26 protein-coding genes are annotated in these 23,368 nt (G+C 72.0%); 9 read left to right on the top strand and 17 right to left on the bottom strand.

The features are described 5' to 3' along the window. Positions 1–19: 19 nt before the first annotated feature. Complete coding sequence (locus ASG30_RS03010) at positions 20–598, top strand: hypothetical protein (RefSeq protein ID WP_055892447.1); 579 nt, start codon at positions 20–22, stop codon at positions 596–598. Here ASG30_RS03010 and ASG30_RS03015 read toward each other — a convergent pair. Next, positions 595–1,839, bottom strand: a complete 1,245-nt coding sequence (locus tag ASG30_RS03015; protein WP_055892450.1) for an MFS transporter — start codon at positions 1,837–1,839, stop codon at positions 595–597. The two genes, ASG30_RS03010 and ASG30_RS03015, sit on opposite strands and share 4 nt — an antisense overlap. Before the next feature lie 185 nt (positions 1,840–2,024). Here ASG30_RS03015 and ASG30_RS03020 point away from each other — a divergent pair, with 185 nt between their 5' ends. From ASG30_RS03020 to ASG30_RS03030, 3 genes are all read left to right on the top strand, one after another. After that, positions 2,025–2,861: a hypothetical protein gene (locus ASG30_RS03020; RefSeq protein WP_055892452.1), complete on the top strand. Its 837-nt coding sequence runs from the start codon at positions 2,025–2,027 to the stop codon at positions 2,859–2,861. Then, the gene (locus ASG30_RS03025; RefSeq protein ID WP_055892455.1) at positions 2,848–3,189 is read left to right on the top strand and encodes a hypothetical protein; all 342 of its coding nucleotides are present in this window, start codon (positions 2,848–2,850) and stop codon (positions 3,187–3,189) included. The genes ASG30_RS03020 and ASG30_RS03025 overlap by 14 nt, the downstream gene beginning before the upstream one ends. Positions 3,190–3,252: 63 nt before the next feature. Beyond that, entirely contained in the window at positions 3,253–3,675 is a 423-nt protein-coding gene (locus tag ASG30_RS03030; protein ID WP_055892458.1) for a universal stress protein, read from the top strand. Between the two features lie 18 nt (positions 3,676–3,693). Here ASG30_RS03030 and ASG30_RS03035 read toward each other — a convergent pair whose 3' ends face one another. Both ASG30_RS03035 and ASG30_RS03040 read right to left on the bottom strand, forming a co-directional pair. Beyond that, entirely contained in the window at positions 3,694–6,168 is a 2,475-nt protein-coding gene (locus tag ASG30_RS03035) for an ATP-binding protein (RefSeq protein ID WP_055892461.1), read from the bottom strand. 68 nt (positions 6,169–6,236) lie between these two features. Further along, positions 6,237–6,488 carry a DUF3297 family protein gene (locus tag ASG30_RS03040; RefSeq protein WP_055892464.1) on the bottom strand — a complete coding sequence of 84 codons (252 nt, stop codon included), beginning with the start codon at positions 6,486–6,488 and terminating at the stop codon, positions 6,237–6,239. Between the two features lie 44 nt (positions 6,489–6,532). Between ASG30_RS03040 and ASG30_RS03045 the strand changes: the two genes are divergently transcribed. After that, positions 6,533–7,342, top strand: coding sequence for a crotonase/enoyl-CoA hydratase family protein (locus tag ASG30_RS03045; RefSeq protein WP_055892467.1), 810 nt, complete (start codon positions 6,533–6,535; stop codon positions 7,340–7,342). A gap of 28 nt (positions 7,343–7,370) precedes the next feature. After that, entirely contained in the window at positions 7,371–8,150 is a 780-nt protein-coding gene (locus tag ASG30_RS03050; protein ID WP_055892469.1) for an SDR family NAD(P)-dependent oxidoreductase, read from the top strand. 25 nt (positions 8,151–8,175) lie between these two features. Here ASG30_RS03050 and ASG30_RS03055 read toward each other — a convergent pair whose 3' ends face one another. From ASG30_RS03055 to rfbF, 7 genes are all read right to left on the bottom strand, one after another. After that, on the bottom strand, positions 8,176–8,856 hold the full coding sequence (locus tag ASG30_RS03055; RefSeq protein ID WP_055892471.1) for a phosphoribosyltransferase: 681 nt from the start codon (positions 8,854–8,856) through the stop codon (positions 8,176–8,178). After that, positions 8,853–9,533, bottom strand: coding sequence for a dienelactone hydrolase family protein (locus tag ASG30_RS03060; protein ID WP_055892474.1), 681 nt, complete (start codon positions 9,531–9,533; stop codon positions 8,853–8,855). The genes ASG30_RS03055 and ASG30_RS03060 overlap by 4 nt, the downstream gene beginning before the upstream one ends. Before the next feature lie 167 nt (positions 9,534–9,700). Further along, the gene (locus tag ASG30_RS03065) at positions 9,701–10,693 is read right to left on the bottom strand and encodes a hypothetical protein (RefSeq protein WP_055892477.1); all 993 of its coding nucleotides are present in this window, start codon (positions 10,691–10,693) and stop codon (positions 9,701–9,703) included. A gap of 8 nt (positions 10,694–10,701) precedes the next feature. Beyond that, on the bottom strand, positions 10,702–11,739 hold the full coding sequence (locus ASG30_RS03070) for an NAD-dependent epimerase/dehydratase family protein (RefSeq protein ID WP_055892481.1): 1,038 nt from the start codon (positions 11,737–11,739) through the stop codon (positions 10,702–10,704). After that, positions 11,736–13,094 carry an NAD(P)H-dependent oxidoreductase gene (locus ASG30_RS03075; protein WP_055892484.1) on the bottom strand — a complete coding sequence of 453 codons (1,359 nt, stop codon included), beginning with the start codon at positions 13,092–13,094 and terminating at the stop codon, positions 11,736–11,738. Before ASG30_RS03075 ends, ASG30_RS03070 begins: the two co-directional genes overlap by 4 nt. Then, on the bottom strand, positions 13,091–13,630 hold the full coding sequence (gene rfbC / locus ASG30_RS03080; RefSeq protein ID WP_055892486.1) for a dTDP-4-dehydrorhamnose 3,5-epimerase: 540 nt from the start codon (positions 13,628–13,630) through the stop codon (positions 13,091–13,093). The genes ASG30_RS03075 and rfbC overlap by 4 nt, the downstream gene beginning before the upstream one ends. 10 nt (positions 13,631–13,640) lie before the next feature. Then, complete coding sequence (gene rfbF / locus ASG30_RS03085) at positions 13,641–14,414, bottom strand: glucose-1-phosphate cytidylyltransferase (RefSeq protein WP_055892489.1); 774 nt, start codon at positions 14,412–14,414, stop codon at positions 13,641–13,643. Between the two features lie 198 nt (positions 14,415–14,612). Between rfbF and ASG30_RS03090 the strand changes: the two genes are divergently transcribed. Together ASG30_RS03090 and ASG30_RS03095 are read left to right on the top strand one after the other, a co-directional pair. Continuing rightward, positions 14,613–15,494 carry a DMT family transporter gene (locus ASG30_RS03090; protein ID WP_055892492.1) on the top strand — a complete coding sequence of 294 codons (882 nt, stop codon included), beginning with the start codon at positions 14,613–14,615 and terminating at the stop codon, positions 15,492–15,494. Between the two features lie 77 nt (positions 15,495–15,571). Next, on the top strand, positions 15,572–18,268 hold the full coding sequence (locus ASG30_RS03095) for a PAS domain-containing hybrid sensor histidine kinase/response regulator (protein ID WP_055892495.1): 2,697 nt from the start codon (positions 15,572–15,574) through the stop codon (positions 18,266–18,268). Between the two features lie 8 nt (positions 18,269–18,276). Here the strand turns inward: ASG30_RS03095 and eda are convergent, their stop codons facing one another. Both eda and edd read right to left on the bottom strand, forming a co-directional pair. Then, positions 18,277–18,924 (bottom strand): bifunctional 4-hydroxy-2-oxoglutarate aldolase/2-dehydro-3-deoxy-phosphogluconate aldolase, encoded by a 648-nt coding sequence (eda, locus tag ASG30_RS03100; RefSeq protein WP_055892498.1) that lies wholly within the window; start codon positions 18,922–18,924, stop codon positions 18,277–18,279. After that, positions 18,915–20,753: a phosphogluconate dehydratase gene (gene edd / locus ASG30_RS03105; RefSeq protein ID WP_055892502.1), complete on the bottom strand. Its 1,839-nt coding sequence runs from the start codon at positions 20,751–20,753 to the stop codon at positions 18,915–18,917. Before edd ends, eda begins: the two co-directional genes overlap by 10 nt. Before the next feature lie 260 nt (positions 20,754–21,013). Here edd and ASG30_RS03110 point away from each other — a divergent pair, with 260 nt between their 5' ends. Continuing rightward, positions 21,014–21,571: a gamma-glutamylcyclotransferase gene (locus ASG30_RS03110; RefSeq protein WP_200947231.1), complete on the top strand. Its 558-nt coding sequence runs from the start codon at positions 21,014–21,016 to the stop codon at positions 21,569–21,571. A 26-nt stretch (positions 21,572–21,597) separates the two neighbouring features. Here the strand turns inward: ASG30_RS03110 and ASG30_RS03115 are convergent, their stop codons facing one another. The 5 genes from ASG30_RS03115 to ASG30_RS03135 all read right to left on the bottom strand — a co-directional run bounded on the left by ASG30_RS03115 (position 21,598) and on the right by ASG30_RS03135 (position 23,335). Next, positions 21,598–21,870, bottom strand: a complete 273-nt coding sequence (locus ASG30_RS03115) for a hypothetical protein (RefSeq protein ID WP_055892508.1) — start codon at positions 21,868–21,870, stop codon at positions 21,598–21,600. 3 nt (positions 21,871–21,873) lie between these two features. Beyond that, a complete protein-coding gene (locus ASG30_RS03120; protein WP_055892511.1) occupies positions 21,874–22,122 on the bottom strand; it encodes a DUF1653 domain-containing protein in 249 nt (82 codons plus the stop codon). A gap of 27 nt (positions 22,123–22,149) precedes the next feature. After that, complete coding sequence (locus tag ASG30_RS03125) at positions 22,150–22,479, bottom strand: hypothetical protein (protein WP_055892513.1); 330 nt, start codon at positions 22,477–22,479, stop codon at positions 22,150–22,152. Further along, positions 22,480–22,701 carry a DUF433 domain-containing protein gene (locus tag ASG30_RS03130; protein ID WP_055892516.1) on the bottom strand — a complete coding sequence of 74 codons (222 nt, stop codon included), beginning with the start codon at positions 22,699–22,701 and terminating at the stop codon, positions 22,480–22,482. Between the two features lie 82 nt (positions 22,702–22,783). Further along, complete coding sequence (locus ASG30_RS03135; RefSeq protein WP_055892519.1) at positions 22,784–23,335, bottom strand: nucleotidyltransferase family protein; 552 nt, start codon at positions 23,333–23,335, stop codon at positions 22,784–22,786. Positions 23,336–23,368: the final 33 nt, after the last annotated feature.

Here is a 23,368-nt window from a genome sequence, read left to right on the forward strand (position 1 = left end):
CCGCGGAGAAGGCGGCAACATGAACCAGCGGCCGGATGAGCGCGACCGGGTTCCGCCCGGCATCGAGGATGCGAGTGCCGTGGCATGGCGCGAGTACGAAGCCGCGTGCGCGGCGCTGGACCGGCAGATCGCCCTGTGGCGCGAGAGCGCCGCCGCCACCGCACGGGAGGTGCTGCGCAAGGCGGCCAGCCGCCAGCCCGGCGATGCCTCGCTGCGGGCGGTGGCCGTGTCGGCGCTGCGCCCGCGGCCGGTGTCCGGCGCGCGGCACCGGGTCATCACCGTGGACCACGTGGTGCAGCTGGCGCGCTTCCGGGGCCGTGTCTGCCCCCAGCCCGGGCCCTGGCGCTGCGTGCACCTGCTGCTGCCCAAGGCGCGCGAGGACGGCCGCATCGTGCAGGCGCCGGCGCCAATCGCCGCGCACGCCTGGAACCAGACGCCCGACCTGCGCAAGCAGCTCACGCTGCGCGCCCAGATCGAATGGGCCGAGCGCCACGGCGCGCTGGAGCGCCTGCACGACTGCCTGGCGGCGCTGCGCGAGCAGGACTGGCACCACCTGTCGCTGCTGGCCTGGCCGGCGCTGGAGCGGCCGCAGGACTAGGCCTTGCGGCCGGGCGACGGGGCGCGCTTCGCGGCGTCGCCGCCCTCACCTGCTGGAACGGCCGAAGCGCTGCGCACCGTCCATGTGAACACCGCCGCCGCCAGCACGCCGAGCGCGGCCAGCGCCAGCAGCAAACCATTCGATCCCGCACCCGCGAGCACCAGGGCCGCGGCGATCGGCCCGACGGCCTTGGCCAGCTGCACCGGCGTGGCCAGCGCGCCATTGATCGCGCCGTAGGCCTGGCCGCCATACAGCTCGCGCGGGATCGCGCCCCGCACGATGGTCATCACGCCGTTGCTCGCTCCGTACAGGAGCGCGAACACGGCCAGCACGGCGAAAGCGCTTCCCGGCGCCAGCAGCAGCACCAGGGCCGCGGGCAGCAGCCAGCAGGCCAGCACGCCCACCCGCGCCGCGGTCTGGTGGCGCAGCCACGTGTACTCCAGCACCCGGCCCAGCACCTGCATCGGCCCGACCATCGCACCGATCCAGGCCGCGTGGGTCGCCGACAGGCCCTTGCCCTGCAGCAGGCCCAGGAGATGAACCGACATCGCCGAGAACACCAGCGCATTGCCCGTGAACGCCGCGGCCAGCCCGTAGAACCGGGGATCGCGCAGCGCGCCGCGCAGCGGATGGACGGGCCGCTCGTGGCGCGGCGCGGCGGCGGGCGCGGCGGGCAGCAGGGCCAGGTGCACCGGCACGCACACCAGCAGGTTCACGGCCGCCAGCACCCACAGCGCGACCTGCCAGTCCCAGCGGTCCACCAGCGCCTGGGTGAGCGGCCAGAACACCGTGCTGGCGAAGCCGCCGAACAGCGTCAGCACCGTGATCGCCTTGCGCTGGCCCTCGCGGAAGACTTGCGCGAGCACCGCGAAGGCCGGGTCGTAGAGCGTGGCCGCCATCACCGCGCCCAGGGCCATCCACACCAGGTACAGCTGCGGCACGCTGTCCACCCAGGGCAGCACGGCCAGCAGGGCCGCGCCCGCGAGCGAGCCCGCCGTCATCACCCCGCGCCCGCCGAACCGGTCGACCAGCGCGCCCACCGGCGCCGAGGCCAGGCCCGTCACCAGCAGGGCGGCGGAGAACGCGCCGACCACCACCGCCTTGGGCGCGCGAACGGCGAGGCCCAGCGGCTCGATCAGGACCGCGAAGGCGTAATAGAACGAGCCCCACGCGATGATCTGCGTGAGGCCGAGGGCGAAGACCAGCCGCCAGGGCTGCGGCTCGGGGGTGGTGGCTTCCATGGCTTGGGCGATGGGAGAAGTATGGAGGAGCCAGGGCCACCACCCGTCATCCCCGCCTCCGCGGGAATGACGGATCGAGGCGGTGCCAGACCACCCGCGGCACGCCACCGCCGAGCCGCCCCGCCTGACACCCGCATGCGGCATCCCCGCACATCCGCCATCGCCGCCCCGTCCTAGGCTGAGGCATGCGCCCGGTCCTGCTCCGCCTGCTGCTGCCCGCCACGGCCGCGCTGGCCGCGGGCCTGGCCTGGCCGCAGCCGCAGCCGAACGCGCCCGCCGCCACCCTGCCCGGCGTGACGATCAGCTCCAAGGGCAATCCTGACCCGGTCGAGAAGTCCTACCGCCGCATGGTGCGCGGCATGGACCTGTTCGAGCGCCGCCGCGAGATGTCGCCGCAGGGCGAGCTGCGTTTCAAGCTGCTGCCGCGCAAACCCGGCGTGAGCCTGGACCGGCTGGAGCTGCTGGTGCTGGGCAAGACCGTGGAGACACCCATCCCGGTGGCGCCCGACCGCACCTTCGTCCTGGCACGCCAGTCGAAAGCCTGGGACGAGAACGCGATGGTGACGCCCGACCGCAAGGCGCTCACCATGACCTGGCGCGCCGAGGTGCGCACGCCCGGCCTGCCGCCCGGCACGCGCCGCCTGGGCGACCTGCGGCTGGAATGCATGGTGGGCATGGAGGCGGGCCTGTACTCCAACAGCCCCTCGTTCATCACGCGCATCTTCAGCGAGATCTCCAGCACGCCGGCGTACTGCGACAACCCGGAGAACCGCTACCTGTTCTTCGCCGACAAGCCGGTGTTCGGCGTGACGCTGGTCGCGGGCGGGCGCCGCGAGATGGTCCCGGCCAGCCGCCTGTACGCCGCGGCGATCGACACGCCGACGCTGGCGCAGGAACTGTCGTTCTGCGACTGCGAGATGCTGCTGGACCGCACCTACTTCCTGCCGCTGGGCGACCGCAGCTGGCCGGACGACACGCTGGTGCAGTTCGACTTCATGGAGGACGCCGATGCGCGCCGCTAGCCTGCTGCTCGCGGCGGCGCTGCTGGCCGGCTGCGCGGGACCGGCGATGCTCCCGTCCGGCGAACAGCGGCCGCCCTTCCGCGATCCCGCGCTCTCGGTGCCCGACGCCGCGCAGTGGCTGGCACCCGGCCGCACCACGCGGCAGGAGGTGCTGGAGCGCCTCGGGCCGGGCGAGGCCGTGCGCTTCGACACCGGCTACGAGGTCCGCGTCTGGCGGGCCAGGGCGCGCGACGACCGCACCGTGCCCGAACTGGTCGTGCTGTTCGATCCCGCCGGCGTGGTGCACAAGGTGCGCGCCCGGCCGTCTTACGGCGCGCCCCCGCGCTGAGCGTGCGGGTGCTACCCTCTGGCGCACATCCCAGCGAACCTCGACAAGAAAAGGAACCCGACGATGCGCATCCTCTTCGCCGCCGATGGCAGCAAGTTCACCAAGAAAGCCCTGGCCTTCCTCACCACCCACGAGTCCCTGGCCGGGCCCGATGGCGAGGTGATCGTGGTGAACGTGCAGCCGACGATGCCGCCCCGGGTGCGCTCCATGGTCGGGGCCGCGGCGGTGACCAGCTACTACGAGGAAGAGGCCGCCAAGGTGATCGAGCCGATCCGGCGCTTCCTGGAGCGCAAGGGCATCGCCGCGCGCTGCGAGTGGAAGAGCGGCGAGGTCTCGGCCCAGATCATCGCCAGCGCCAACCGCTCGCGCGCGCACATGATCGTCATGGGCACCCACGGGTACGGCGCGATCGGGCGCGCGGTGATGGGCAGCGTGGCCTCCCGCGTGCTGGCGGAGGCCGAGATTCCCGTGCTGCTGGTGAGGTAGGCCCGCGGGCCGCCCGGCTCAGGCCTGGTGCAGCTGCGCCGCGGCCGCCGGCGAATCGGCCGGCGCTTCCAGCTGCCCCAGCACCTCCTCGAGCTGCACCACGTCCACCGGCTTGGTCAGGTGCAGGTCGAAGCCGGCATGCGCCGCCCGCCGCCGGTCGGCGGCGGCGCCCCAGCCGGTCAGCGCCACCAGCTTGCAGGTGGCGACCTGCGGGTCGTCCGCCGCGCGCAACCGGCGCGCGACGTCGTAGCCGCTCATCCCCGGCAGGCCGATGTCCAGCAGCACGCAGTGCGGCCGGAACTCGCCGGCCAGGGGCAGCGCGTCCTCGCCGGACAGCGCGGACCGCACCTCGTGGCCCAGCGTCTTGAGCAGGCCCGACAGGGTGTCGACCGCATCCGGGTTGTCGTCGACGACCAGCACGCGCAGGGGCGCGCGGCGGGCGCCGGCGGCCACCCGGTCCCGCGGCGCCACGGCCGCGCCGGCGACGATGCCCTGCGCCAGCAGGGGCAACGTCAGGGTGAACGTGCTGCCGTGCCCGGCGCCGCGGCTGGCGGCGGAGACGGCGCCGTCGTGGCGCTCGGCCAGCTGGCGCACCAGCGCCAGACCGATGCCCAGCCCGCCCTGCGACTGGGTGCGGCTGCGGTCCTCCTGCACGAACATCTCGAAGATGCGCGGCAGGATGTCGGGCGCGATGCCCGCGCCGGTGTCGGTCACCGTCAGCTGCGCGGCCGCGCCCTGCGTGCGCAGCTCCAGCGCGATGCGCCCGCCGGCCGGCGTGTACTTGGAGGCGTTGCCCAGCAGGTTGCCGACGACCTGGCTCAGGCGCACGGGGTCGCCCCGCACCCACACCGGCTCGGGCGGCAGCGCGAACGCCAGCTCCTGGCCCGCGGCTTCGACCGCGGGACGGCAGCTCTCCACGGCGGCCTCGGCGGCGGCCCGCAGGTCCATGCGCTCCAGCCGCAGCTGCACCTTGCCGGTGGTGATGCGGGCCAGGTCCATCAGGTCGTCGACCAGCCGCACCATGTGGGCGAGCTGCCGCTCCATGATCTGCATGGTGCGGTCCGCCATGGCCTGCGCCGGCCGCCGGTTCAGCAGGCTCAGGCCCGTGCGCAGCGGTGCCAGCGGATTGCGCAATTCGTGCGCCAGCACGGCCAGGAACTCGTCCTTGCGCCGGTCCTGCTCGCGCAGCCGCTCGTACAGCTGCGCCGTCTCGATGCTGGCCGCGGCCACCGCCGCCAGCTGCGCCAGCACCGCCTCGTCGGCTTCGGTGAACCCGCCTTCGTACTTGTCCGACAGCCGCACCGTGCCCAGGGTCTCGCCGCCGGAGCCCATCAGGGGCAGCGCCAGGCCGGCCGGCAGGTGGGGCACCGTGCCCGCGTCGCGCCGGTCCGCGTACTTGTCGGACAGCGAGGCGGTCGTGACCGCCGGGGCGCCCTCGCCGGCGGCGGCGATCGAGGCCACCGCGGCGTGCGTGCCGATCACCTGGCGCGCCTCCTCGGTCAGCAGCGTCGCCACCGAGTCCACGGACAGCATGGCGTTCATCCGCCGCGAAGCGGAGGCGACCCGCGTCATCACCGAAGCCCGCAGCTGCTCGCGCTCCAGGTGCTCGCCCAGGCGCTCCTCGTAGAGCTTGAAGTCGGTCACGTCGCGCGTGGTGCCGGCCACCGCTTCCACGGTGCCGTCCGCGCCGATGACGGGCACGAAGATGTAGTCGTAGATGCGCCGCCCGAACGCGCCTTCGAACGGCACCTGCCCCCGCACGGATTCGCGCGTGGCCTTCACGTGCTCGATCTCGCGGTCGTGCATCTCCGCGTGCCAGGGCTCGTAGCCCAGCTCCAGGCAGGTCTTGCCGATGGCGTCGTCCCAGGTGCGCCCCCACATGCGCAGCAGCACCTCGTTGGCGTAGACGAAGCGGTGGTCCAGGTCGAACACGTAGGCCAGGTCGGGCGTGTTCGCCAGGATGGTCTCGTAGATGCGCTTGCGCCGATCGGACTCCTCGCGCACGCGGGCCAGGTCGGCGGTGCGGTCCTGGGCGTCCAGCTGCGCGCCGATCATCTCGGCGAACAGCCGGAACATGCCGATCGTGGCCTCGTTCTTCAGGCGCGCGGGCGCGGGGTCGATGGCGCAGAGCGTGCCGAAGAAGCTGCCGTCGCGCCGCCGGATCGGCATCGAGATGTAGCTGCGGAAGCCGTATTTCGCCGGCGTGTGGTGGTCGCGGTAGAGCGGGTCCTCGCGCACGTCGTCGATCACCACGGCGTCGCCGCACTGGCGGATCTCGTGGCACAGGGTGGTCAGCAACTCGAGCTCGCCGCCGGGGACCAGGCCGAAGCCGATGTTGTCGCGCGCGGCGCAGCAGATCCACTGCCGGTCGGTGACGCGGGCCACGGCCGCGAACCCCATGCCGGTGCTGAGGGTGACGACCTGCAGGATGTGGGGGACCGCCTCGATGGACCCGATGGCCGCGACGTCGGGGTGGACGGGGTCGCTGGGCATGGTGGAGGCGAGTTTATCGGCGGCGCAACCGGGCACGAACTCATCCGTGGTCCGCCGACCGGAATCCGTCAGCTTCGGTAGAAAGCCTCCACCTTGCCCTTGAGCTTGATCATCAGGGGCTGGCCGCGCCGGTCCACGGTCTTGCCGGCCGGCACCCGGATCCAGCCTTCGCTGATGCAGTACTCCTCGACGTCGGCGCGTTCCTTGCCGTTGAAGCGGATGCCCACGTCGTGCTCGAACACGGCCGCGAGGTGGTGCGGGCTGCGCGGGTCGATCGAGAGGCGGTCGGGCAGGTCGGGGCGGGATTTGGCTTCTTCCATGGGGCGCTATTCTGCGATGGCCCGCCCACTCCCCCGATTCGCCCATGGACGCCCCCACCCCGCCCCCCGAAGGTTGCATCACCACCGAAAGCCGCGGCGAACTGCTGCTCATCGGCATCAACCGCCCCGCCAAGCGCAACGGCTTCACCCCGGCCATGTTCCGCCAGCTGGCCGAGGCCTACACCCTGCTGGACGACGATCCGCGGCTGCGGGTGGGCGTGCTGCACGCTTTAGGCGCGCATTTCACCGCCGGGCTGGACCTGCCCTCGATCGCCGAGCTCATGCGCAAGGGCGACAAGGCCTATCCGTTCGGGCTGGTCGAACCCACGGACCTGGGCACGCCCGGCTACCGCCGGCGGACCAAGCCGATGGTGGCGGCGGTCAAGGGCATCACCTTCACGCTGGGCATCGAGCTGATGCTGGCGGCCGACATCGTGGTGGCCGCCGACGACTGCCGCTTCTCGCAGCTGGAGGTGCAGCGCGGCATCATGGCCACCGGCGGCGCCACGCTGCGCATGGCGCAGCGCGCCGGCCTGGGCAACGCGATGCTTCACCTGCTGACCGCCGACGAGTTCGGCAGCGCCGAGGCGCTGCGCCTGAACTTCGTGCAGAAGGTGGTGCCCGCCGGGCAGGAACTGGACGAGGCCGTGCGCCTCGCGCAGGCGATCGCGCGGCAGGCGCCGATGGCCGTGGTGGCGACGCGGCTGAACACGCTCAAGGCGGTGGAACAGGGGCCGCAGGCGGCCATGCAGGAGTTCATCGCCACCCAGCAGCGCCTGTCCAACAGCGAGGACGCGGCCGAAGGCGTGCGATCCTTCGTCGAGAAAAGGCCGGCCCGCTTCCAGGGACGTTGAGCCCCCAGCCACACACACAGGAGACAGCATGAAGAACGACAGACCCGCCGCCCTCGTCACCGGCTCGGCCACCGGCGTGGGCGCGGCCACCGCCCTGCTGCTCGCGCAACGCGGCTGGAACGTGGTGGTGAACTACTCGCGCAGCGAGCAGGAGGCGAAGGAAACCGCGGCGGCCTGCAGCGCCGCCGGCGCGGACGTGCTCGTGCAGCAGGCCGACGTGTCGCAGGACGCCGACTGCCGCCGGCTGGTCGACGAGACGGTCGCCCGCTGGGGCCGCCTGGATGCACTCGTGAACAACGCCGGCACCTCGGTGTTCGGCGACGAGGCCAAGTGGGACGCGCTGGACGCGCAGGTGTTCCAGCGCATCCTGGGCGTCAACGCGGTGGGCACCTTCCAGATGGTGCGGGCGGCCGTGCCGCACCTGAGGGCCGCGCGCGGGTCCATCGTCAACGTGTCCTCGGTGGCGGGCGCGCTGGGCATAGGCTCGTCCATCCCCTACATCGCCTCCAAGGGCGCCATCAACTCGATGACGCTGCACCTGGCGCGCTCGCTGGCGCCCGAGATCCGCGTCAATGCGGTCTGCCCGGGCTACATCACCTCGCGCTGGTTCGCCCGCGGCATCGGCGAGGCCGGCGCCGAGAAGGCGCTGCAGGCCTACGAGAACACCGTGCCGCTGGGCCGCGCCAGCACGCCGGAGGACGTGGCCGAAGCCATCGTCTGGCTGGCGGCCGGCGCCCGCACCGTGACGGGCGAGCTGGTGCTGCTGGACAGCGGCACGCACCTGGGCGGCGACTGGCGGCGGCGCTGAACTCGCGCCCCGCCAGCGGCTCCCGTCAGTGTCCGGGTGCGCCCGCCGTGGTTTCCTGCATCGCCGCGTGTTCCGCCAGCAGCTGGCGCACCTCGTGGTCGGTGGTCTGCGGGAAGTCGCGGTACCAGAGGCTCACCGCGCGGAAGGGCTCGGGCGTGGCGGGACACACCACGCGGTCGGCCAGGGCCGCCAGGGTCTCGCAGCTGTCGCGCGCGCCCACCGGCACGGCCACGCAGACGTGGCGCGGCTGGTGCCGCCGCAGCGCCTGCACCGCCGCTTCCATGGTGGCGCCGGTTGCCAGGCCGTCGTCCACCACGACCACCGTGCGGCCGCGCAGCACCGGCGGCTGGCGCCGTCCGCGGTAGAGCGTCTCGCGCCGCTGCAGCTCGGCCTGTTCCTCGGCGGCGATGCGTTCGATCGCCTCGATGGAAGGTTCCATGCCCGGCATCAGCTTCATCACCCGCACCCCGCCCGAGGCGATGGCGCCCATCGCGTATTCCGGATGGCCCGGGTAGCCGAGCTTGCGGACGATGAAGACGTCCAGCGGCGCGCCCAGGGCCAGCGCCACCTCGTGCGCCACGGGCACGCCGCCGCGCGGCAGGCCCAACACCAGCAGGTCGGGCGCGCCGCGCAGGTCCGAAAGGTGCGTGGCCAGCACGCGGCCGGCCTGCAGCCGGTCCGGGTACGGCAAGCGGGACTCGTTCATGCGTGCTGCTCCGCCCAAGCCAGGTGCCGGCTGAACCAGGCCGCCGCATGGTCGGCCGCGATCTCCAGCGTGCCCGGCTCCTCGAACAGGTGGCCGGCGTGCGGCACCAGGGCCAGGCTGCGGTGGCAGCGCATTCGCTCCAGCGCGGCCGAGTTCAGCTCCATCACCTCGGGGTCGGCCTCGCCCACGATCAGCAGCGTGGGCGCGGTCACCGCTTCCAGCGCGGCCGCGCCGGCCAGGTCGGGCCGGCCGCCGCGCGACACCACCGCGCCGATGCGGTCGCCCAGCCGGGCCGCCGCCACCAGCGCCGCCGCGCTGCCGGTGCTGGCGCCGAAGTAGCCCAGCACGGGCGCGGGCGCCTCCAGCGAATGGAGCGCCCAGTCGGTGGCCTCCTGCAGTCGCCGGGTGAGCAGGGCGATGTCGAAGCGGTGCTGGCGCGTGTGCAGGTCGATGTCCTGCTCGCTGGCGGTGAGCAGGTCGAACAGCAGCGTGCCGACGCCGCTCTCGTGCAGCCGGGCCGCCACGCGGCGGTTGCGTGCGCTGTGGCGGCCGCTGCCGCTGCCATGGGCGAACAGCACCAGCGCGCTGCTGCCCGGCGGCCGCACCAGGTCGCCCAGCAGGTGGTCGTCGCCAGTGGGGATGCGCACCTCGCGCGGGGGAAGGGATGGGGTGGGCACGAGCTCTCTCCTCTCGCCGTCTTGCGGCGCGGCGGCTCACGGGCCCGCATCGCGGCCGACAGCGAGCGCAGTCTGGGCAATGCACGGCGACCCTGCCGTCGGTGGTGCGCCGCACCGGGCGTAGGAGGCCTCGCGCTCAGGTTGGGGCGCGGCCCCTCGGGGCGGCGCTACACCGACTCGGCGTCGGTCACACGCCCGCGAGAGGCGGTTTCGGCCAATGCATCTTCCGCGCCCACCAGCTCGCCCAGCACCTTCCAGCGGACTTGCGCCTGCGGATCGTCCGGGAACTTGCGGGCGAAGAAGGCGGGGCTCACGCGCAGCTCGTCCAGGTCCTCGTCGCGCAGCTTGTGCGGATGCGCCTGGTCGAAGCGGCTGATGTAGTGGTTGAGCGGCCCGCGCGACCCCGCCAGCCGCATCAGCAGCGTGGGGACCAGGAACTCCTCGGCGATGCGCAGACGGCTGAACCAGGTGCGCAGCTCCGGCTGCCGGAACGCCTCGACCATGCCGCGCACCACGTGCGGACGGGCCCCGAACCACACCGAGCCGTAGTACGGCCGCAAGCCCGGCCCGAAAGGGTGCGGCCCCAGTGCCCGGTGCGCCGCCGCGCGCACGGTCCAGCGCGCCAGCCGGGCCTTCCAGCCCACGCCACCACCGCTGTGGATCCACACGCCCGATTCGTCGCGCCGTCCGCGCCGGCGGGCGAAGTACTCGGCGGTCAGCCGCCGCAGCACGCGGTGGCGGAAGGTGTCCGCCGGCGTGAAGGCGCGGTAGCCCACGCTCATCAGGCAGTCCTGGTCGTCCATCAGGTCGATGGCGCCGAAGTGCGCATCCACCGGCTGCGCCACGTGCGCCTCGAAGTGCGACAGCGGCTTGATCGGCAGGCAGGTCGGGCTGAGCAGCTGCAGGTAGTCGAAGTCGTGGTGCCGCACCGCATGGTCCAGCGCGTGGAAGATGCCTTCCACGAAGCCGAAGGTGCCCCAGCCGGTGCGCACCGGCTCCGGCACGAAGGCCACGTTCTGCGCCTCCACGCGGAAGTCGGGCGACTGCGAGAAGTCGTGGTGCAGCAGCACGGTGTGCGGCGCCAGCGACAGGGCCAGCTGCTCCACCGTGCCGGGAGCAGCCACCGCGGACATCACGACGAAGAGGATCCGCGGTCGCATGCTCCGGTTCAGCAGGTCCAGAACAGCTTGGGGTCGAGCTGCCCCGTGCTGGTCAGGTATTTCAACTGTTTCAGGCGGGTGAACGGGCGGGCGTTGAACAGCTCCGCGTCCATGCCGATGCGGTCGAACACCTTGCGCAGCTGCGCGGCGCCCTTGCGCGCGTCCCAGCTGCAGCGGAAACCCGGCAGCTGGTTGTGGATCTTGGCGAAGCTCACCCGGTAGCTGCGGTTGTCGCCGCCGGCCGGGCCGAACGAGACCTCGCAACCCGGATAGGCGGCCGCCACGATCTGCGCGATCTCGCGCACCTGGTAGTTGTCCTCGTCGTGGCCGACGTTGAACACCTCGTTGTGCACGGCGTCGCGCGGCGCCTCCAGCGTGCAGGCGATCGCCTCGCAGATGTCCAGCACGTGGACCAGCGGCCGCCACGGCGTGCCGTCGCTGGTCATGACGATCTTGCCGGTGGTGGCCGCGATGCCGCACAGGTTGTTGAGCACGATGTCGAAGCGCATGCGCGGCGAGGCGCCATAGGCGGTGGCGTTGCGCAGGTAGGTCGGCGAGAAGTTCGCGTTGGCCAGCTGGGTGACGTCGCGCTCCACCAGCGTCTTGCACACCGCGTAGGCGGTCTGCGGGTTGGTGGGCGAGCGCTCGGTCATCGGCTCGGCGCCCTCGGCCACGCCGTAGACGCTGCACGAGGACGTGTAGACGAAGCGCTTGACGCCCGCGTCCCGCGCCAGCGTGGCCAGGCGGACCGAGGCCGCGTGGTTGATCTGGTGGGTGAGCTCGGGATCGTTCGCGCCGAGCGGGTCGTTCGACAGTTCGGCCAGGTGGACCACGGCGTCCACGCCCTGCAGGTCCTCGGCCTCGATGCGGCGGATGTCGCGGTTGACGGTGCGCGGAAAGCCCGGCACCAGTTCGCGGTCGCTGAACAGCCAGCCATCGCGGTAGTAACCGGTGTCGAAGCCGACCAGTTCATGGCCGCGCGCCTGCAGGTAAGGGGCCAGCAGGCACCCGATGTAACCCTCCACGCCCGTGACGAGCAATTTCATGCGATCTCCCTGTGCGGTTGCTGTAGGTCTTGGTGTTGATCGGCCCTGGAGGTGGCCTTCGCGCCGCCGAAATGTTCGAGCTGCTCGCGCCAGAGGCGGTCGCACAGGCGTCCGGGCGGCAGTTCGACGTCGGCGAAGGTGAGCACGGCGTCCTTGGCCACGTCGCGCCGCAGCCGGCAGCCCTCGGCCAGGCCGATGGGCAGCAGGTCCTCGGCGCGCGCGGTGGCCGAGTTCTCGGCCAGCCCGTACGTCATGTAGCAGCCCAGGCCATCGAGGGTGTCGCCGGCGCGCAGGCCCTTCTTCGCCGCGGCCACCACCTCGACCAGCGGCCCGGCCAGCGGCGCCAGCGCGGCGTCGCCGAACAGGACGGCCCGCGCCACGGTGTTGGGCACCTCGAAGTGGCACAGGTGGTAGGGCGTGTAGAAGCAGTACAGCGGGCCGGCGCCCAGCTTGTAGAGGTTGAGGTAGTGGCGCTGCTGCGGGTGGTCGTGCGTGCCCAGCACGTAGACACCGGGCCCGGGCATGGCGCCCACCACGTAGTCGACGATGCCGGGGCCCTCCAGCAGCGCCTCCAGCGGGTACAGGTCGGCGACCTGCTGGATCGGCGTGCCGGCCGGCACGGTGGGCCCGAACATCCCGCGCTTGCCGACGCCCATGCCGGTGCCGTTGGCCACGATGGCGTTCTCGAACGAGATCTTGGTGCCGTCGGCGAACGAGGTCACCATCGCCGGGTTCTGGCCCCACTGCTTCGCGAACCCTTCCTGCGTGGTCGGGTTGCGGTAGGGGTCGTGCAGGCCCTTGATGTTGCCGCACAGCACGGGCTTGACGCCGATGCCGCGCACGAAGCGGAACAGGTTCATCATCACGCCGGGCTGGTCGCCGTCGGCGCTGGTCAGCACCACGCCGGCGCGGTCGGCGTAGGTCTTGAGGATGGGGCCGACGGTGCCGTCGACCTCGGCGTTCATCAGCACCACGTGCTTGCGGTGCTCGATGGCCTCCAGCGCAACGCGGGCCGCCTGTTCGATGGTGCCGGTGACCTCCACGATGGCGTCGATGCCGTCGGCGCGGCACAGCAGCAGCGGGTCGTCGGTGACGGCGGGCACGCCGGCCTCGATGGCCTGCTCCAGCTGGGCCACGGTCTCGACCGTGCGCATCTCCGTCATCCCGGCCTCGCGGTACGCCCGGCGGGCGGTCTCCAGGGTGCGGTTGGCGATGGCGGCCACCTGCATGCCGGGCACCGACAGTGCGATCTGCAGCGCGACGCCGCGCGCCATGAAGCCGGCGCCCACGAGGCCGATGCGCACCGGGCGCCCTTCGGCGGCGCGGCGCTGCAAGGCGGTGTCGACGAGGATCATTGGGGCTCCTTGGTGTGCGCGGGCCAGTTGCGGTCCTTGTCGGACATGTCGAGCACGGGCACGGGCCAGTCGATGCCGAAGGCGGGGTCGTCCCAGCGGGCGCCGCCCTCCGCCGCCGGCGTGTAGAACTCGGAGACCTGGTAGGTCACGGCGGCGTCGTCGGTGAGCGTGACGAACCCGTGGGCAAAGCCCTTGGGCACCAGCAGCATGCGGCCGTTGTCGGCCGACAGCTCGACGCCGATCCAGCGGCAGTAGGTGGGCGACTGCGGCCGCAGGTCGACGATGGCGTCCCAGATGGCGCCGCGCACGCAGCGCACCAGCTTGTCCTCGCCGTGCGGCGCGTGCTGGTAGTGCATGCCGCGCAGCGTGCCCTTCTTGCGGGTGAGGGACATGTTGGTCTGCACCATGTGGGTGGGCAGGCCGTGGGCCTCGAACTCGCGGGCGCAGTAGGTGCGGGCGAACCAGCCGCGGGCGTCCTGGCGGGGCTCGGGCTCGACGACGAAGGCGCCGGCCAGCTCGGTCGGGGTGAAGATCATCGGCGCGCTCCTACCAGGCTTTCCAGGGGGCCTTGCCCGACGCCCACAGGGCTTCGAGCGTCTGCTTGTCGCGCAGCGTGTCCATCGGTTGCCAGAAGCCCTCGTGGCGGAAAGCGGACAGCTGGCCGTCGGCGGCCAGCTTCTCCATCGGCTCGCGCTCCCACACGGTCTGGTCGCTGTCGATCAGGTCGATCACCTTGCGGTCCAGCACGAAGAAGCCGCCGTTGATCCAGGCGCCGTCGCCGCCGGGCTTTTCCTTGAAGCTGGGCACCAGGTGGTCGTCGTGGTGCAGCGTGAAGGCGCCGAAGCGCCCCGGCGGCTGCACGGCCGTCACCGTGGCGAGCTTGCCCTGGGCCTGGTGGAAAGCGATGGAGGCCGCGATGTCCACGTTGCCCACGCCGTCGCCGTAGGTGCAGCAGAACGGGCCTTCGTTCAGGTAGCGCGCCGCCTGGCGCAGGCGCCCGCCGGTCATGGTCTCCAGGCCGGTGTCCACCAGCGTCACGCGCCAGGGCTCGGTGGCCGTGCGAAGCAGCGTGGTGGTGTTCTCGCGCATGTCGAACCGCACATCGGCGCCGTCCAGCGCGTAGTCGCGGAAGAACTGCTTGATGACGTGGCCCTTGTAGCCGCAGCAGATCACGAAGTCGTTCAGGCCGTGGGCCAGGTAGATCTTCATGATGTGCCACAGGATCGGCCGCCCGCCGATCTCCACCATCGGCTTGGGCCGCACCGCGCTTTCTTCGCTGATGCGCGTGCCGTAGCCACCCGCCAGGATCACGACTTGCATAGGGCCCTCCCAGGCTCTGTTCGCATAACCTTCTCCCATCGCCGCGCTGTCGGCGAATTCGTTGCATTACGAGGCCCGGACGGCTGAGGCGTTGTCAGACAACTCCCATGCCGGATGTCATCTGACCAATGTCAGCAGTCGCAACGGCTCAGCTTGCGCATCGCCCGGACCCGAGGCACGACAATGGCGCCAAGCCCCATGCAATCGCGCCACTTCGCCCAGCTCCTCCTGCTGTCCGCCGTCTGGGGCGGCTCCTTCCCATTGATCCGCATCGCCGCCCCGGCTTTCGGGCCGCTTCCGATGGCCTGCCTGCGCTGCGCGCTGGCGGCCGGCGTGCTCACACTACTGATGCGCGTGCTGCGGCAGCAATGGCCCGAAAGAGTGCACTGGTCCAGCCTCACCCTGCTGGGCCTGCTGACCGTCGTCGCGCCCTTCGTGCTGTTCAACTGGGCCGGACTGGTGCTGCCGGCCGGCTATTCGGCCGTGCTCAACGCGACCGCGCCGCTCTTCGGCGTGGTGGCGGGCGCGGCCTTCGGCGAGGAGCGGCTGACGATGCGCAAGCTCGCCGGCTGCGCGGCCGGGCTGCTGGGCGTGGCGCTGCTGGTGCGGCTGGGCCCGGTGCGGCCCGATGGCCAGGTGCTGCTGGCCGTGGCGGCGTGCGTGGCGGCGTCGGCCAGCTACGGCTTCGGAGCCATCCTCATGAAGCGCGCCACGCTCGCCCACCAGCCGCTGCCCGCGTCGGCGGCGGTGCACGTGGCGGCCGCCGCGGTGCTGCTGCTGCCGGCCGCGTCGGCGGCGCCGCAGGTGCAGCTGGTGCCGCAGGCGATCGTGGCGCTGGCCGTGCTGGGCACCTTCACCTCGGGCTTCATGTACTGGATCAGCATGCGGCTGATGCGCGAGATCCCGGCCAGCGCGGCCACGTCGTCCGCCTTCCTGATCCCGATGTTCGGCGTGGCCTGGGGCGGCCTGTTCCTGGCCGAGCCCTTCACCGCCGGCATGGTGCCCGGCGTGCTGCTGGTGCTGGTGGCCTGCGCGCTGGTGACGGGATTCAACCCGCTGGCCTGGCGGCGCGGCCGCTGAAGCGGACCCCCGGAACTTTCCCTCCCGAAGAGCCGCCCGGCCCGCGTGAGCCCTTCCACGCTTCCTAGAATCGCCGGATGTCCAACGATCGGCACACGCCGCCCCAGGAACTCGAGCGCATGGACGCCGCCGTGCGCACTTCGGGCGTCGGCGTCTGGCTCAACCCGCTGCCGCTGGGCGACCTGGTCTGGAACGACAACACCAAGGCCCACTTCCACCTGCCGCCCAATGCGCGGCCGACCATCGAGCTGTTCTACGAACGGCTGCACGAGGAGGACCGCGAGCGCGTGCGCGAGGGCGTGGAGCGCAGCGTCCAGAACGGCCAGCTGTTCGACGAGGTCTACCGCACGGTGGCGCCCGACGGCGGCCACAAGTGGATCCATGCGGTCGGCCGCGCCAGCGTGGACGCCGACGGCCGGCCGCTTCGCTTCGACGGGATCACGCTGGACATCACCGAGCAGGTGACCGCCCAGCAGCGCCTGCGCGAGTTCGCCGACACCGCGCCGGCCATGCTGTGGGTGACCGAGCCCGACGGCGTGTGCAGCTTCCTCTCGCGCGGCTGGACCCTGTTCACCGGGCAGCCGGAAACCGCGGGCCTGGGCTTCGGCTGGCTGGAGATGGTGCACCCGCGCGAGCGACCCGCGGCCGCCGCGGCCTTCCGCGACGCCAACTCGCGCCAGGTCGATTTCGCGGTCGAGCACCGGCTGCGCCGGCCCGACGGCAGCTGGCGCTGGGTGATCGACGCCGGCCGCCCGCGCTACGCGCCGGACGGCGAATTCCTCGGCTTCGTCGGCTCGGTCACCGACATCCACGACCGCCGCCTGGCCGAGGACGCCCTGCGCCGCTCGGGCAACCGCTACCGCCGGCTGCTCGACTCGATCGACCAGGGCTTCTGCGTGGCCGAGATCCTGCTGGACGAGCAGGGCCGTCCCCGCGACTACCGCTTCATCGAAACCAACGAGGTGTTCGAGCGCCAGACCGGCCTGCACAACCCCCTGGGCCGCACCGCGCGCGAGCTGGTGCCCCAGCTGGAGGACTTCTGGGTCCAGGTCTACGGCGAGGTCGCGCTCACCGGCCAGTCGCACCGCTTCAGCCAGGGCTCGCATGCGATGGGCCGCTGGTTCGACGTGTTCGCCACGCCCATCGGCGAGCCGCACGAGCATCACGTGGCCATCCTGTTCCAGGACGTGAGCCACCGCGTCGAGAGCGAGCAGCGCATGCGCGAGAGCCGCGAGCGCTACCGCGCCTTCGTGGCCAACAGCACCGAGGGCATCTGGCGCATGGAGTTCGATCCGCCGGTGGAGACCTCGGCGACCGTCCAGGAGCAGGTGCAGGCGGTGCTGCGCAGCGGCCGCTTCGCCGAATGCAACGAAGTCTTCGCCCGCATGTACGGGCTGGACTCGCCGGCCGACGTGATCGGCCACGGGCTGGAGCTGGCGATGGACCCGGCCGACCCGAGGGTGCAGGCCTACCTGCACGCGCTGGTGGAATCGGGCTACCGCGCCAACGACGTGGAGTCGGCCGAGCGCGACCGCGAAGGGCGGCCGCTGTGGTTCGCCAACAGCCTGTCGGGCGTGATCGAGGGCGGCCGGCTGGTGCGGGCGTGGGGCACGCAGCGCGACATCACCGACCGCAAGCGGGTCGAGGCCGCGCTGATGGAGGCCGACCGCCGCAAGGACGAGTTCCTGGCCACGCTGGCGCACGAGCTGCGCAACCCGCTGGCGCCCATCCGCAGCTCGGCCGAGCTGATGCGGCTGACGGCGCCGCACGACGACCTGCTGCAGCGGCACACCGACATCATCGGCCGCCAGGTCGAGCACCTGGCCCGCATGATCGACGACCTGATGGACGTCAGCCGTATCAGCCGCGGCCGGCTGGAGCTGCGCCTGGCACCGGTGGACCTGCGAGACGTGGTGCATGCCGCGGTGGAGAACGCACAGACCGAGCTGCAGGCCGGCGGCCATCCGCTGGCGCTGGACCTGCCCGAAGAGCCGCTGCACCTGCAGGGCGACGACGTCCGGCTGGTTCAGGTGGTGCTCAACCTGCTGACCAACGCGGTGCGCTACTCCGCGCCCGGGCGGCCGATCGGGCTGTCCGTGCGGCGCGAGGACGGCCAGGCCGTGCTGAGCGTGCGCGACCAGGGCCTGGGCATCGCGGCCGACCAGCTGCCGCGCGTGTTCGAGCTGTTCTACCAGGGCGGGGCGTCGCCCGAGCGCGCCGGCGGCGGGCTGGGCATCGGCCTGTCGCTGGTGCAGCGGCTGGCGCAGCTGCACGGCGGCTCGGTGGAGGCGCGCAGCGCGGGGCTGGGGGAAGGCAGCGAGTTCGTCGTGCGCCTGCCGCTGTCGACCGGGACCGCGCCGACGGTGGTCAATGCCGCACCGCGCCCCGCGCCACCGCAGCGCCGCCGCGTGCTCATCGTCGACGACAACCGCGATGCCGCCGACACGCTGGCCGAGGTGATGGAGATGCTGGGCTACCAGGTCGACACGGCTTACGACGGCGTCGAAGGGCTGTCGCGTGCCGAAGCGCTGCGGCCCCAGGTGGCCGTGCTGGACCTGGGCATGCCGCGCCTGGACGGCTTCGGCACCTGCCGGGCGCTGCGCGAAACCGAATGGGGCCAGGCCATGGCCGTGGTGGCCCTGTCCGGCTGGGGACAGGCCGCCGACGTCGAGCGCGCGACCCAGGCCGGCTTCGATGCGCACATGGTCAAGCCGGTGTCGCCGGATGCGCTGGCGGAGACGATCGAGCGGCTGCTGTCGGGCAGCGCGCGCTGAGTCCATCGTCAGCGCAGCTTCGTCGCCTCGCGCGCCAGCTGCGTGATCCGTCCCCAGTCGCCCGACTTCACCGCGTCCGCCGGCGTCAGCCACGAGCCGCCGACGCACACGACGTTCGACAGGCCCAGGAACTCCTTGGCATTCGCCGCCGTGATGCCCCCCGTCGGGCAGAACCGCACGTCGGGGAAAGGTCCCGCGAAGGCCTTTAGCATGGCCGTGCCGCCGGCCGGCACGGCCGGGAAGAACTTGACCTCGTTCAAGCCGTCCTGCTGCGCGAGCAGGATCTCGCTGCCGGTGGACACGCCCGGCAGCAGCGGCAGGCCGGCGTCGCGGCAGGCCGCGCCGATGGCCGAGGTGTAGCCCGGACTCACCGCGAAGCGCGCGCCCGCCTGGGCGGCGGCCCGCGCATCCTCGGCCGAACGCACTGTCCCGGCGCCGGCCACCGCGCCCGGCACTTCCCTGGCGATCGCCTCGATGCAGCGCAGCGCGGCCGGCGTGCGCAGCGTCACCTCCAGCATGCGGATGCCGCCTTCCACCAGCGCGCGCGCCAGCGGCACCGCCTGCGCCACGTCGTCCAGCACGATCACCGGGATCACCGGTGCGTCCTGCATCACGTCCAGCGGCTTGAGCGCCGCGCCCTTCGTCGTCACAGCCATGTGCAGGCCCCCTCTTCCGCTTCGGTCGAATTGCGGCGCATGGCCGCGAACAGCTCGCGCCCCAGCTTCACGCCGTTGCCGTCGCGCTGAGCCTGCTCCAGCCGGGCCGGCTCGCGGCGCATCCATTCCTCGTGCGGCACCAGGGCCTGCAGCCTGCCCTCGACCGCGTCCAGCCGCACCCGGTCGCCGTCGCGCAGCAGCGCCAGCGGCCCGCCGGCGGCCGCCTCGGGCGAGACATGGATGGCGGCCGGCACCTTGCCCGAGGCGCCGCTCATGCGCCCGTCGGTGACCAGCGCGACGCACAGGCCCTTGCCCTGCAGCACGGCCAGCGGCGGCGTGAGCTTGTGCAGCTCCGGCATGCCGTTGGCCTGCGGGCCCTGCCAGCGCACCACGCAGATGAGGCCGCCGCCGTTGTCGCGGCAGGCCTGCTCCAGCTCGCCGGACTGGAAGGCCTTCTGCAGCGCCTCCTGCGTGTCGAAGATGCGCGCGGGCGCCTCGATCACGTGCCGGTCCTGCGGCACGGCCGACACCTTGATCACGCTGCGGCCCAGGTTGCCGGTGAGCAGCTTGAGCCCGCCGGTGGCGCTGAAAGGCTCCTGCGCCGGGCGCACGACCGAGGTGTCGCCCGAGGCGCCGATGTCTCGCCACGCCAGCCGGCCGTCGGAAGAGCCGGGCAGCCGCGTGAACTCGCGCAGCCCGCCCTCGCGCACCGTGAGCACGTCCTCGTGCATCAAACCGGCGTCCAGCAGCTCGCGGATCACGTAGCCGGGCCCGCCGGCAGCCTGGAAGGCGTTCACGTCGGCCTGGCCGTTGGGATAGACGCGAGCCAGCAGCGGCACCACCGAGGACAGCTCGGAGAAATCGTCCCAGTCGATGCGGATGCCGGCCGAGCGCGCCACGGCCACCCAGTGGATCAGGTGGTTGGTGGAGCCCCCGGTGGCCAGCAGCGCGGCCATGGCGTTGACGATGCAGCGCTCGTCGACCTGGCGGCCGATGGGCGTGAAGCGCCGGCCCTTGACGATCTGCACCACGGTGCGCATCGCCTCGCGGGTGAGCTCCTCGCGCAGCGCCAGGCCCGGGTTGACGAACGCGGCGCCGGGCACGTGCAGGCCCATCGCCTCCATCAGCATCTGGTTGCTGTTGGCCGTGCCGTAGAAGGTGCAGGTGCCGGGCGAGTGGTAGGCCTTCTGCTCGGCCGCCAGCAGCTCCTCGCGGCCGACCTGGCCCTGCGCGGCCAGTTCGCGCACCTTGGCCTTCTCGGAGTTGGAGAGCCCGCTGGCCATCGGACCGCCGGGCACGAACACCGCCGGCAGGTGGCCGAAGTGCAGCGCGCCGATCAGGAGGCCGGGGACGATCTTGTCGCAGATGCCCAGCATCAGCGCGGCGTCGAACACATCGTGGCTCAGCGCCACGGCCGTGCCCATCGCGATCACGTCGCGCGAGAACAGCGACAGGTCCATCGCCGGCGTGCCCTGGGTGACGCCGTCGCACATCGCCGGCACGCCGCCGGCCACCTGGGCCGTGACGCCCAGCCGGCGCGCCTCGTCCTTGAGGATGTCGGGGAAGCCCGCGTACGGCGAATGCGCCGACAGCATGTCGTTGTACGAGGTGACGATGCCCACGTTGGGCGTGCGCTCGACCACCACCTTGAGCTTGTCATTCGCCGGCAGTGCGGCGAAGGCGTGGGCCACGTTGGCGCAGCCCAGCCGGTCACTGCCGCGGTCGCGCGCCGCCATCTCGTCGACGCGGCGCAGGTAGTCGCTTCGCGTGGCCGCGCTGCGCTCGCGGATGCGGTCGGTGACCCGGGCCACCACGGAGTTCATTTGCATGGGGATTCGGGAAGGAGCGGGGGAACCGGCCATCCTACCTGCATGGTGTGGCTCGGCGCGGGCCAGGGTGACGAACAGGTTACGAAACCGCCGTTGCAGCGGCGCCGCGCTTGGCCGCCGAGAGCGACGCAGTGCTGGACCCGCGCGCGGGCACGCCGCTACAGTTTCGGTCCATGAGCCTTCCGGCCGCTCCGGCAGCAAATCCCGCCCAGGCCCTGATGGGCGTCCACCCCCTGGCCCCGGTGCGCGACCCGGCACCCATGCTGCACAAGGTGCTGGGCGAATGGGGCGGCCACGAGGACTTCTGGATCTTCGGCTACGGCTCGCTGATCTGGAAACCCGAGTTCGACTACGCCGAGCGGCGCCCCGCCCGCGTGCAGGGCTGGCACCGCGCGCTGAAGATGTGGAGCCGCATCAACCGCGGCACGCCCGAGTGCCCCGGCCTGGTCTTCGGCCTGCTCACCGGCGGCAGTTGCCAGGGCGTGGTGTTCCGCATCCCCAGGACCGTGGGCCGCGAGGTGCTGACCCAGCTGTGGGCCCGCGAGATGCCCACCGGCGTCTACGACCCGCGCTGGCTCACCTGCCACACGCCCACCGGCGCGGTGAAGGCGCTGGCCTTCACGCTTTCGCGCAAGAGTCCCAACCACACCGGCGTGCTCACCGAGGAGCAGTACCGGCAGATCTTCAGCGACGCCTGCGGGCGCTACGGCACGACGCTGGACTATGCGGAGCGCACGCTGGAGGAACTGCGGCGGCAGAACATCCGCGACCGGCACCTGGAGCGGTTGCTGAGGATGGTGGCGGAGCAGCAGCGCTGACCCCACCCCGTCGTTGCACGCCGGGCTCAGGGATTGAGCACGTGGACGTAGCCCATGAACCCGACCGACAGCACGCGCTCACCCACCTTGGTGTACGAGGCAACGCCCAGCGTGTGGTAGTTGGAAGCGAACGCGGCCAGCGAACCCAGGGGCAGCACGCGCGCGATGGCGCTGCGCTCGGCGATCTGCTCCTTGATCTTGAGCCGGTGGCGATCGGGCGAAGGATTGAGCACGAAGGCCAGCGCCACGACCGCGGCGGTGACGCCGAGGGGGACCAGAGGGGATCTCGACTTGGCCATGCGCTAGGCCTCCTTCCTGTCTTGCTTCACCGGTGCGAACCGCGGTTGCCGCTTTCCATCGACCTGCACGTCCTCGAAGAACATGGCGTGCGGGCGCACCCACAGGCCCGAATCGTTGTACTGCGGGCGGTACACCACCAGCGGTTCATGCGTTTCGCTGTGGCGCGCCGCACCGAGGACTTCGTACTCGCCGCCCTTGTAATGGCGGTAGCGGCCGGTGGGCGTGGGGGGAAGCGGGGGAAGGTCGGACATGTTCGAAGAGGAAGGAAACCAGCGCTGCTATGCCACTCGTCCCACGTTGACTTCCTGGTACGAGCCCGGCGCGGCCGAGTCCACGGCGCCGACCACCATGGGGAGGGCTGCCCGTATGCGCGGCCAGCTGGCCGAGAGGATCACCACGAGGGCCAGGTTCCTGCTCGTGAGGTTCTGCTGATACCGGAGATTGCCGTCGGTGGTGACCAAGACATCGAAGCCCGCCAGTTCGGCAGCGGCGATGAGTTGTCCGTTCTGGAGGGTGGACCATCCTCGCTCGTAGGCGGTCTCCACCTGATGGCTGCTCAGGGCTTCGCGCAGTGGCGCGGGCGTGCCCTGGTCGAAGAGAACCTTCACCTACGCGGTCGCAAGGGCGCTCTTGGCCGCGTGCTCCAGTACTGCGCGGACCTGCTCGGCCGAGACACCGGGAAACCAATCCACGAAGTCGTCGACGGAAGCGCTGTCCTCGAGGTTCTCGAACAGGGCGGCGACCGGTACACGCGTGCCGCGGAACACCCAAGCGCCGCTGACGCGGGCGGGATCACGTTCGACGGCTGCGCAGGAGGACCAGTCAATCATGTCGAAGATGGTAGCACCGGGGCGCTGGAAGCTGACAGCGCGGAAGATGCGGATCCGTGCATCGGATGAAGGCGCTCGCGCGTCACCTTCGCGTCTCCCGGAACCGCCGCTCCGCGTGAGCCAGCGCCTCCATCGTGTCGATATCGACCACCACACCCTCGTCATCGACCTGCAGGTCCATCGCGTGGCTGGCCTTGACGACCGGCGCGGCGCCCTGGACCCCCGACAGACCCGCCAGCGCCTCGCCGCAGGAACGAGCGAATCCGACGGGATGCCCGCGCTGCCCCTGGTAGACCGGCACCACGACCTCCGCCCCCTCCCCCCGCAACGCCCGCGCCACCGCCCGCAGCGTCTCTGCCCGCACCAGCGGAAGATCCCCCGGCAGCACCAGCCAGCCGTTCGCATCCCGCGTCGCCCGCACCGCCGCCGCGATCGAATCGCCCATCCCGGGATGCCCCGCGTCTTCCACATGGAACGGCAGCCCGCTGGCCCGCACGGCGGCGAGCGTCCACTGGATCACCGGCCGCCCGGCCAGCAGCGCCTGCAGCTTCGAGCCCGCCCCGCCCGACGCGACGAAGCGTTCGCCGCGGCCCGAGGCCAGCACGAGCACGGTGGGGGGTGCGCCCTCTTGCATGGCGCGACTTTAGCGGCCGGCGGCCACTTTAGC

The organism is Ramlibacter sp. Leaf400 (genome assembly GCF_001424545.1).
Taxonomy (GTDB): domain Bacteria; phylum Pseudomonadota; class Gammaproteobacteria; order Burkholderiales; family Burkholderiaceae_C; genus Ramlibacter.

Excerpts from the sequence above, each read along its gene's own strand:
- ASG30_RS03010 (WP_055892447.1), top strand. The coding sequence starts at position 20 with ATGAACCAGCGGCCGGATGAGCGCGACCGGGTTCCGCCCGGCATCGAG.
- ASG30_RS03015 (WP_055892450.1), bottom strand. The coding sequence starts at position 1,839 with ATGGAAGCCACCACCCCCGAGCCGCAGCCCTGGCGGCTGGTCTTCGCC.
- ASG30_RS03020 (WP_055892452.1), top strand. The coding sequence starts at position 2,025 with ATGCGCCCGGTCCTGCTCCGCCTGCTGCTGCCCGCCACGGCCGCGCTG.
- ASG30_RS03025 (WP_055892455.1), top strand. The coding sequence starts at position 2,848 with ATGCGCGCCGCTAGCCTGCTGCTCGCGGCGGCGCTGCTGGCCGGCTGC.
- ASG30_RS03030 (WP_055892458.1), top strand. The coding sequence starts at position 3,253 with ATGCGCATCCTCTTCGCCGCCGATGGCAGCAAGTTCACCAAGAAAGCC.
- ASG30_RS03035 (WP_055892461.1), bottom strand. The coding sequence starts at position 6,168 with ATGCCCAGCGACCCCGTCCACCCCGACGTCGCGGCCATCGGGTCCATC.
- ASG30_RS03040 (WP_055892464.1), bottom strand. The coding sequence starts at position 6,488 with ATGGAAGAAGCCAAATCCCGCCCCGACCTGCCCGACCGCCTCTCGATC.
- ASG30_RS03045 (WP_055892467.1), top strand. The coding sequence starts at position 6,533 with ATGGACGCCCCCACCCCGCCCCCCGAAGGTTGCATCACCACCGAAAGC.
- ASG30_RS03050 (WP_055892469.1), top strand. The coding sequence starts at position 7,371 with ATGAAGAACGACAGACCCGCCGCCCTCGTCACCGGCTCGGCCACCGGC.
- ASG30_RS03055 (WP_055892471.1), bottom strand. The coding sequence starts at position 8,856 with ATGAACGAGTCCCGCTTGCCGTACCCGGACCGGCTGCAGGCCGGCCGC.
- ASG30_RS03065 (WP_055892477.1), bottom strand. The coding sequence starts at position 10,693 with ATGCGACCGCGGATCCTCTTCGTCGTGATGTCCGCGGTGGCTGCTCCC.
- ASG30_RS03070 (WP_055892481.1), bottom strand. The coding sequence starts at position 11,739 with ATGAAATTGCTCGTCACGGGCGTGGAGGGTTACATCGGGTGCCTGCTG.
- ASG30_RS03075 (WP_055892484.1), bottom strand. The coding sequence starts at position 13,094 with ATGATCCTCGTCGACACCGCCTTGCAGCGCCGCGCCGCCGAAGGGCGC.
- rfbC (WP_055892486.1), bottom strand. The coding sequence starts at position 13,630 with ATGATCTTCACCCCGACCGAGCTGGCCGGCGCCTTCGTCGTCGAGCCC.
- rfbF (WP_055892489.1), bottom strand. The coding sequence starts at position 14,414 with ATGCAAGTCGTGATCCTGGCGGGTGGCTACGGCACGCGCATCAGCGAA.
- ASG30_RS03090 (WP_055892492.1), top strand. The coding sequence starts at position 14,613 with ATGCAATCGCGCCACTTCGCCCAGCTCCTCCTGCTGTCCGCCGTCTGG.
- ASG30_RS03095 (WP_055892495.1), top strand. The coding sequence starts at position 15,572 with ATGTCCAACGATCGGCACACGCCGCCCCAGGAACTCGAGCGCATGGAC.
- eda (WP_055892498.1), bottom strand. The coding sequence starts at position 18,924 with ATGGCTGTGACGACGAAGGGCGCGGCGCTCAAGCCGCTGGACGTGATG.
- edd (WP_055892502.1), bottom strand. The coding sequence starts at position 20,753 with ATGCAAATGAACTCCGTGGTGGCCCGGGTCACCGACCGCATCCGCGAG.
- ASG30_RS03110 (WP_200947231.1), top strand. The coding sequence starts at position 21,014 with ATGCTGCACAAGGTGCTGGGCGAATGGGGCGGCCACGAGGACTTCTGG.
- ASG30_RS03115 (WP_055892508.1), bottom strand. The coding sequence starts at position 21,870 with ATGGCCAAGTCGAGATCCCCTCTGGTCCCCCTCGGCGTCACCGCCGCG.
- ASG30_RS03120 (WP_055892511.1), bottom strand. The coding sequence starts at position 22,122 with ATGTCCGACCTTCCCCCGCTTCCCCCCACGCCCACCGGCCGCTACCGC.
- ASG30_RS03130 (WP_055892516.1), bottom strand. The coding sequence starts at position 22,701 with ATGATTGACTGGTCCTCCTGCGCAGCCGTCGAACGTGATCCCGCCCGC.
- ASG30_RS03135 (WP_055892519.1), bottom strand. The coding sequence starts at position 23,335 with ATGCAAGAGGGCGCACCCCCCACCGTGCTCGTGCTGGCCTCGGGCCGC.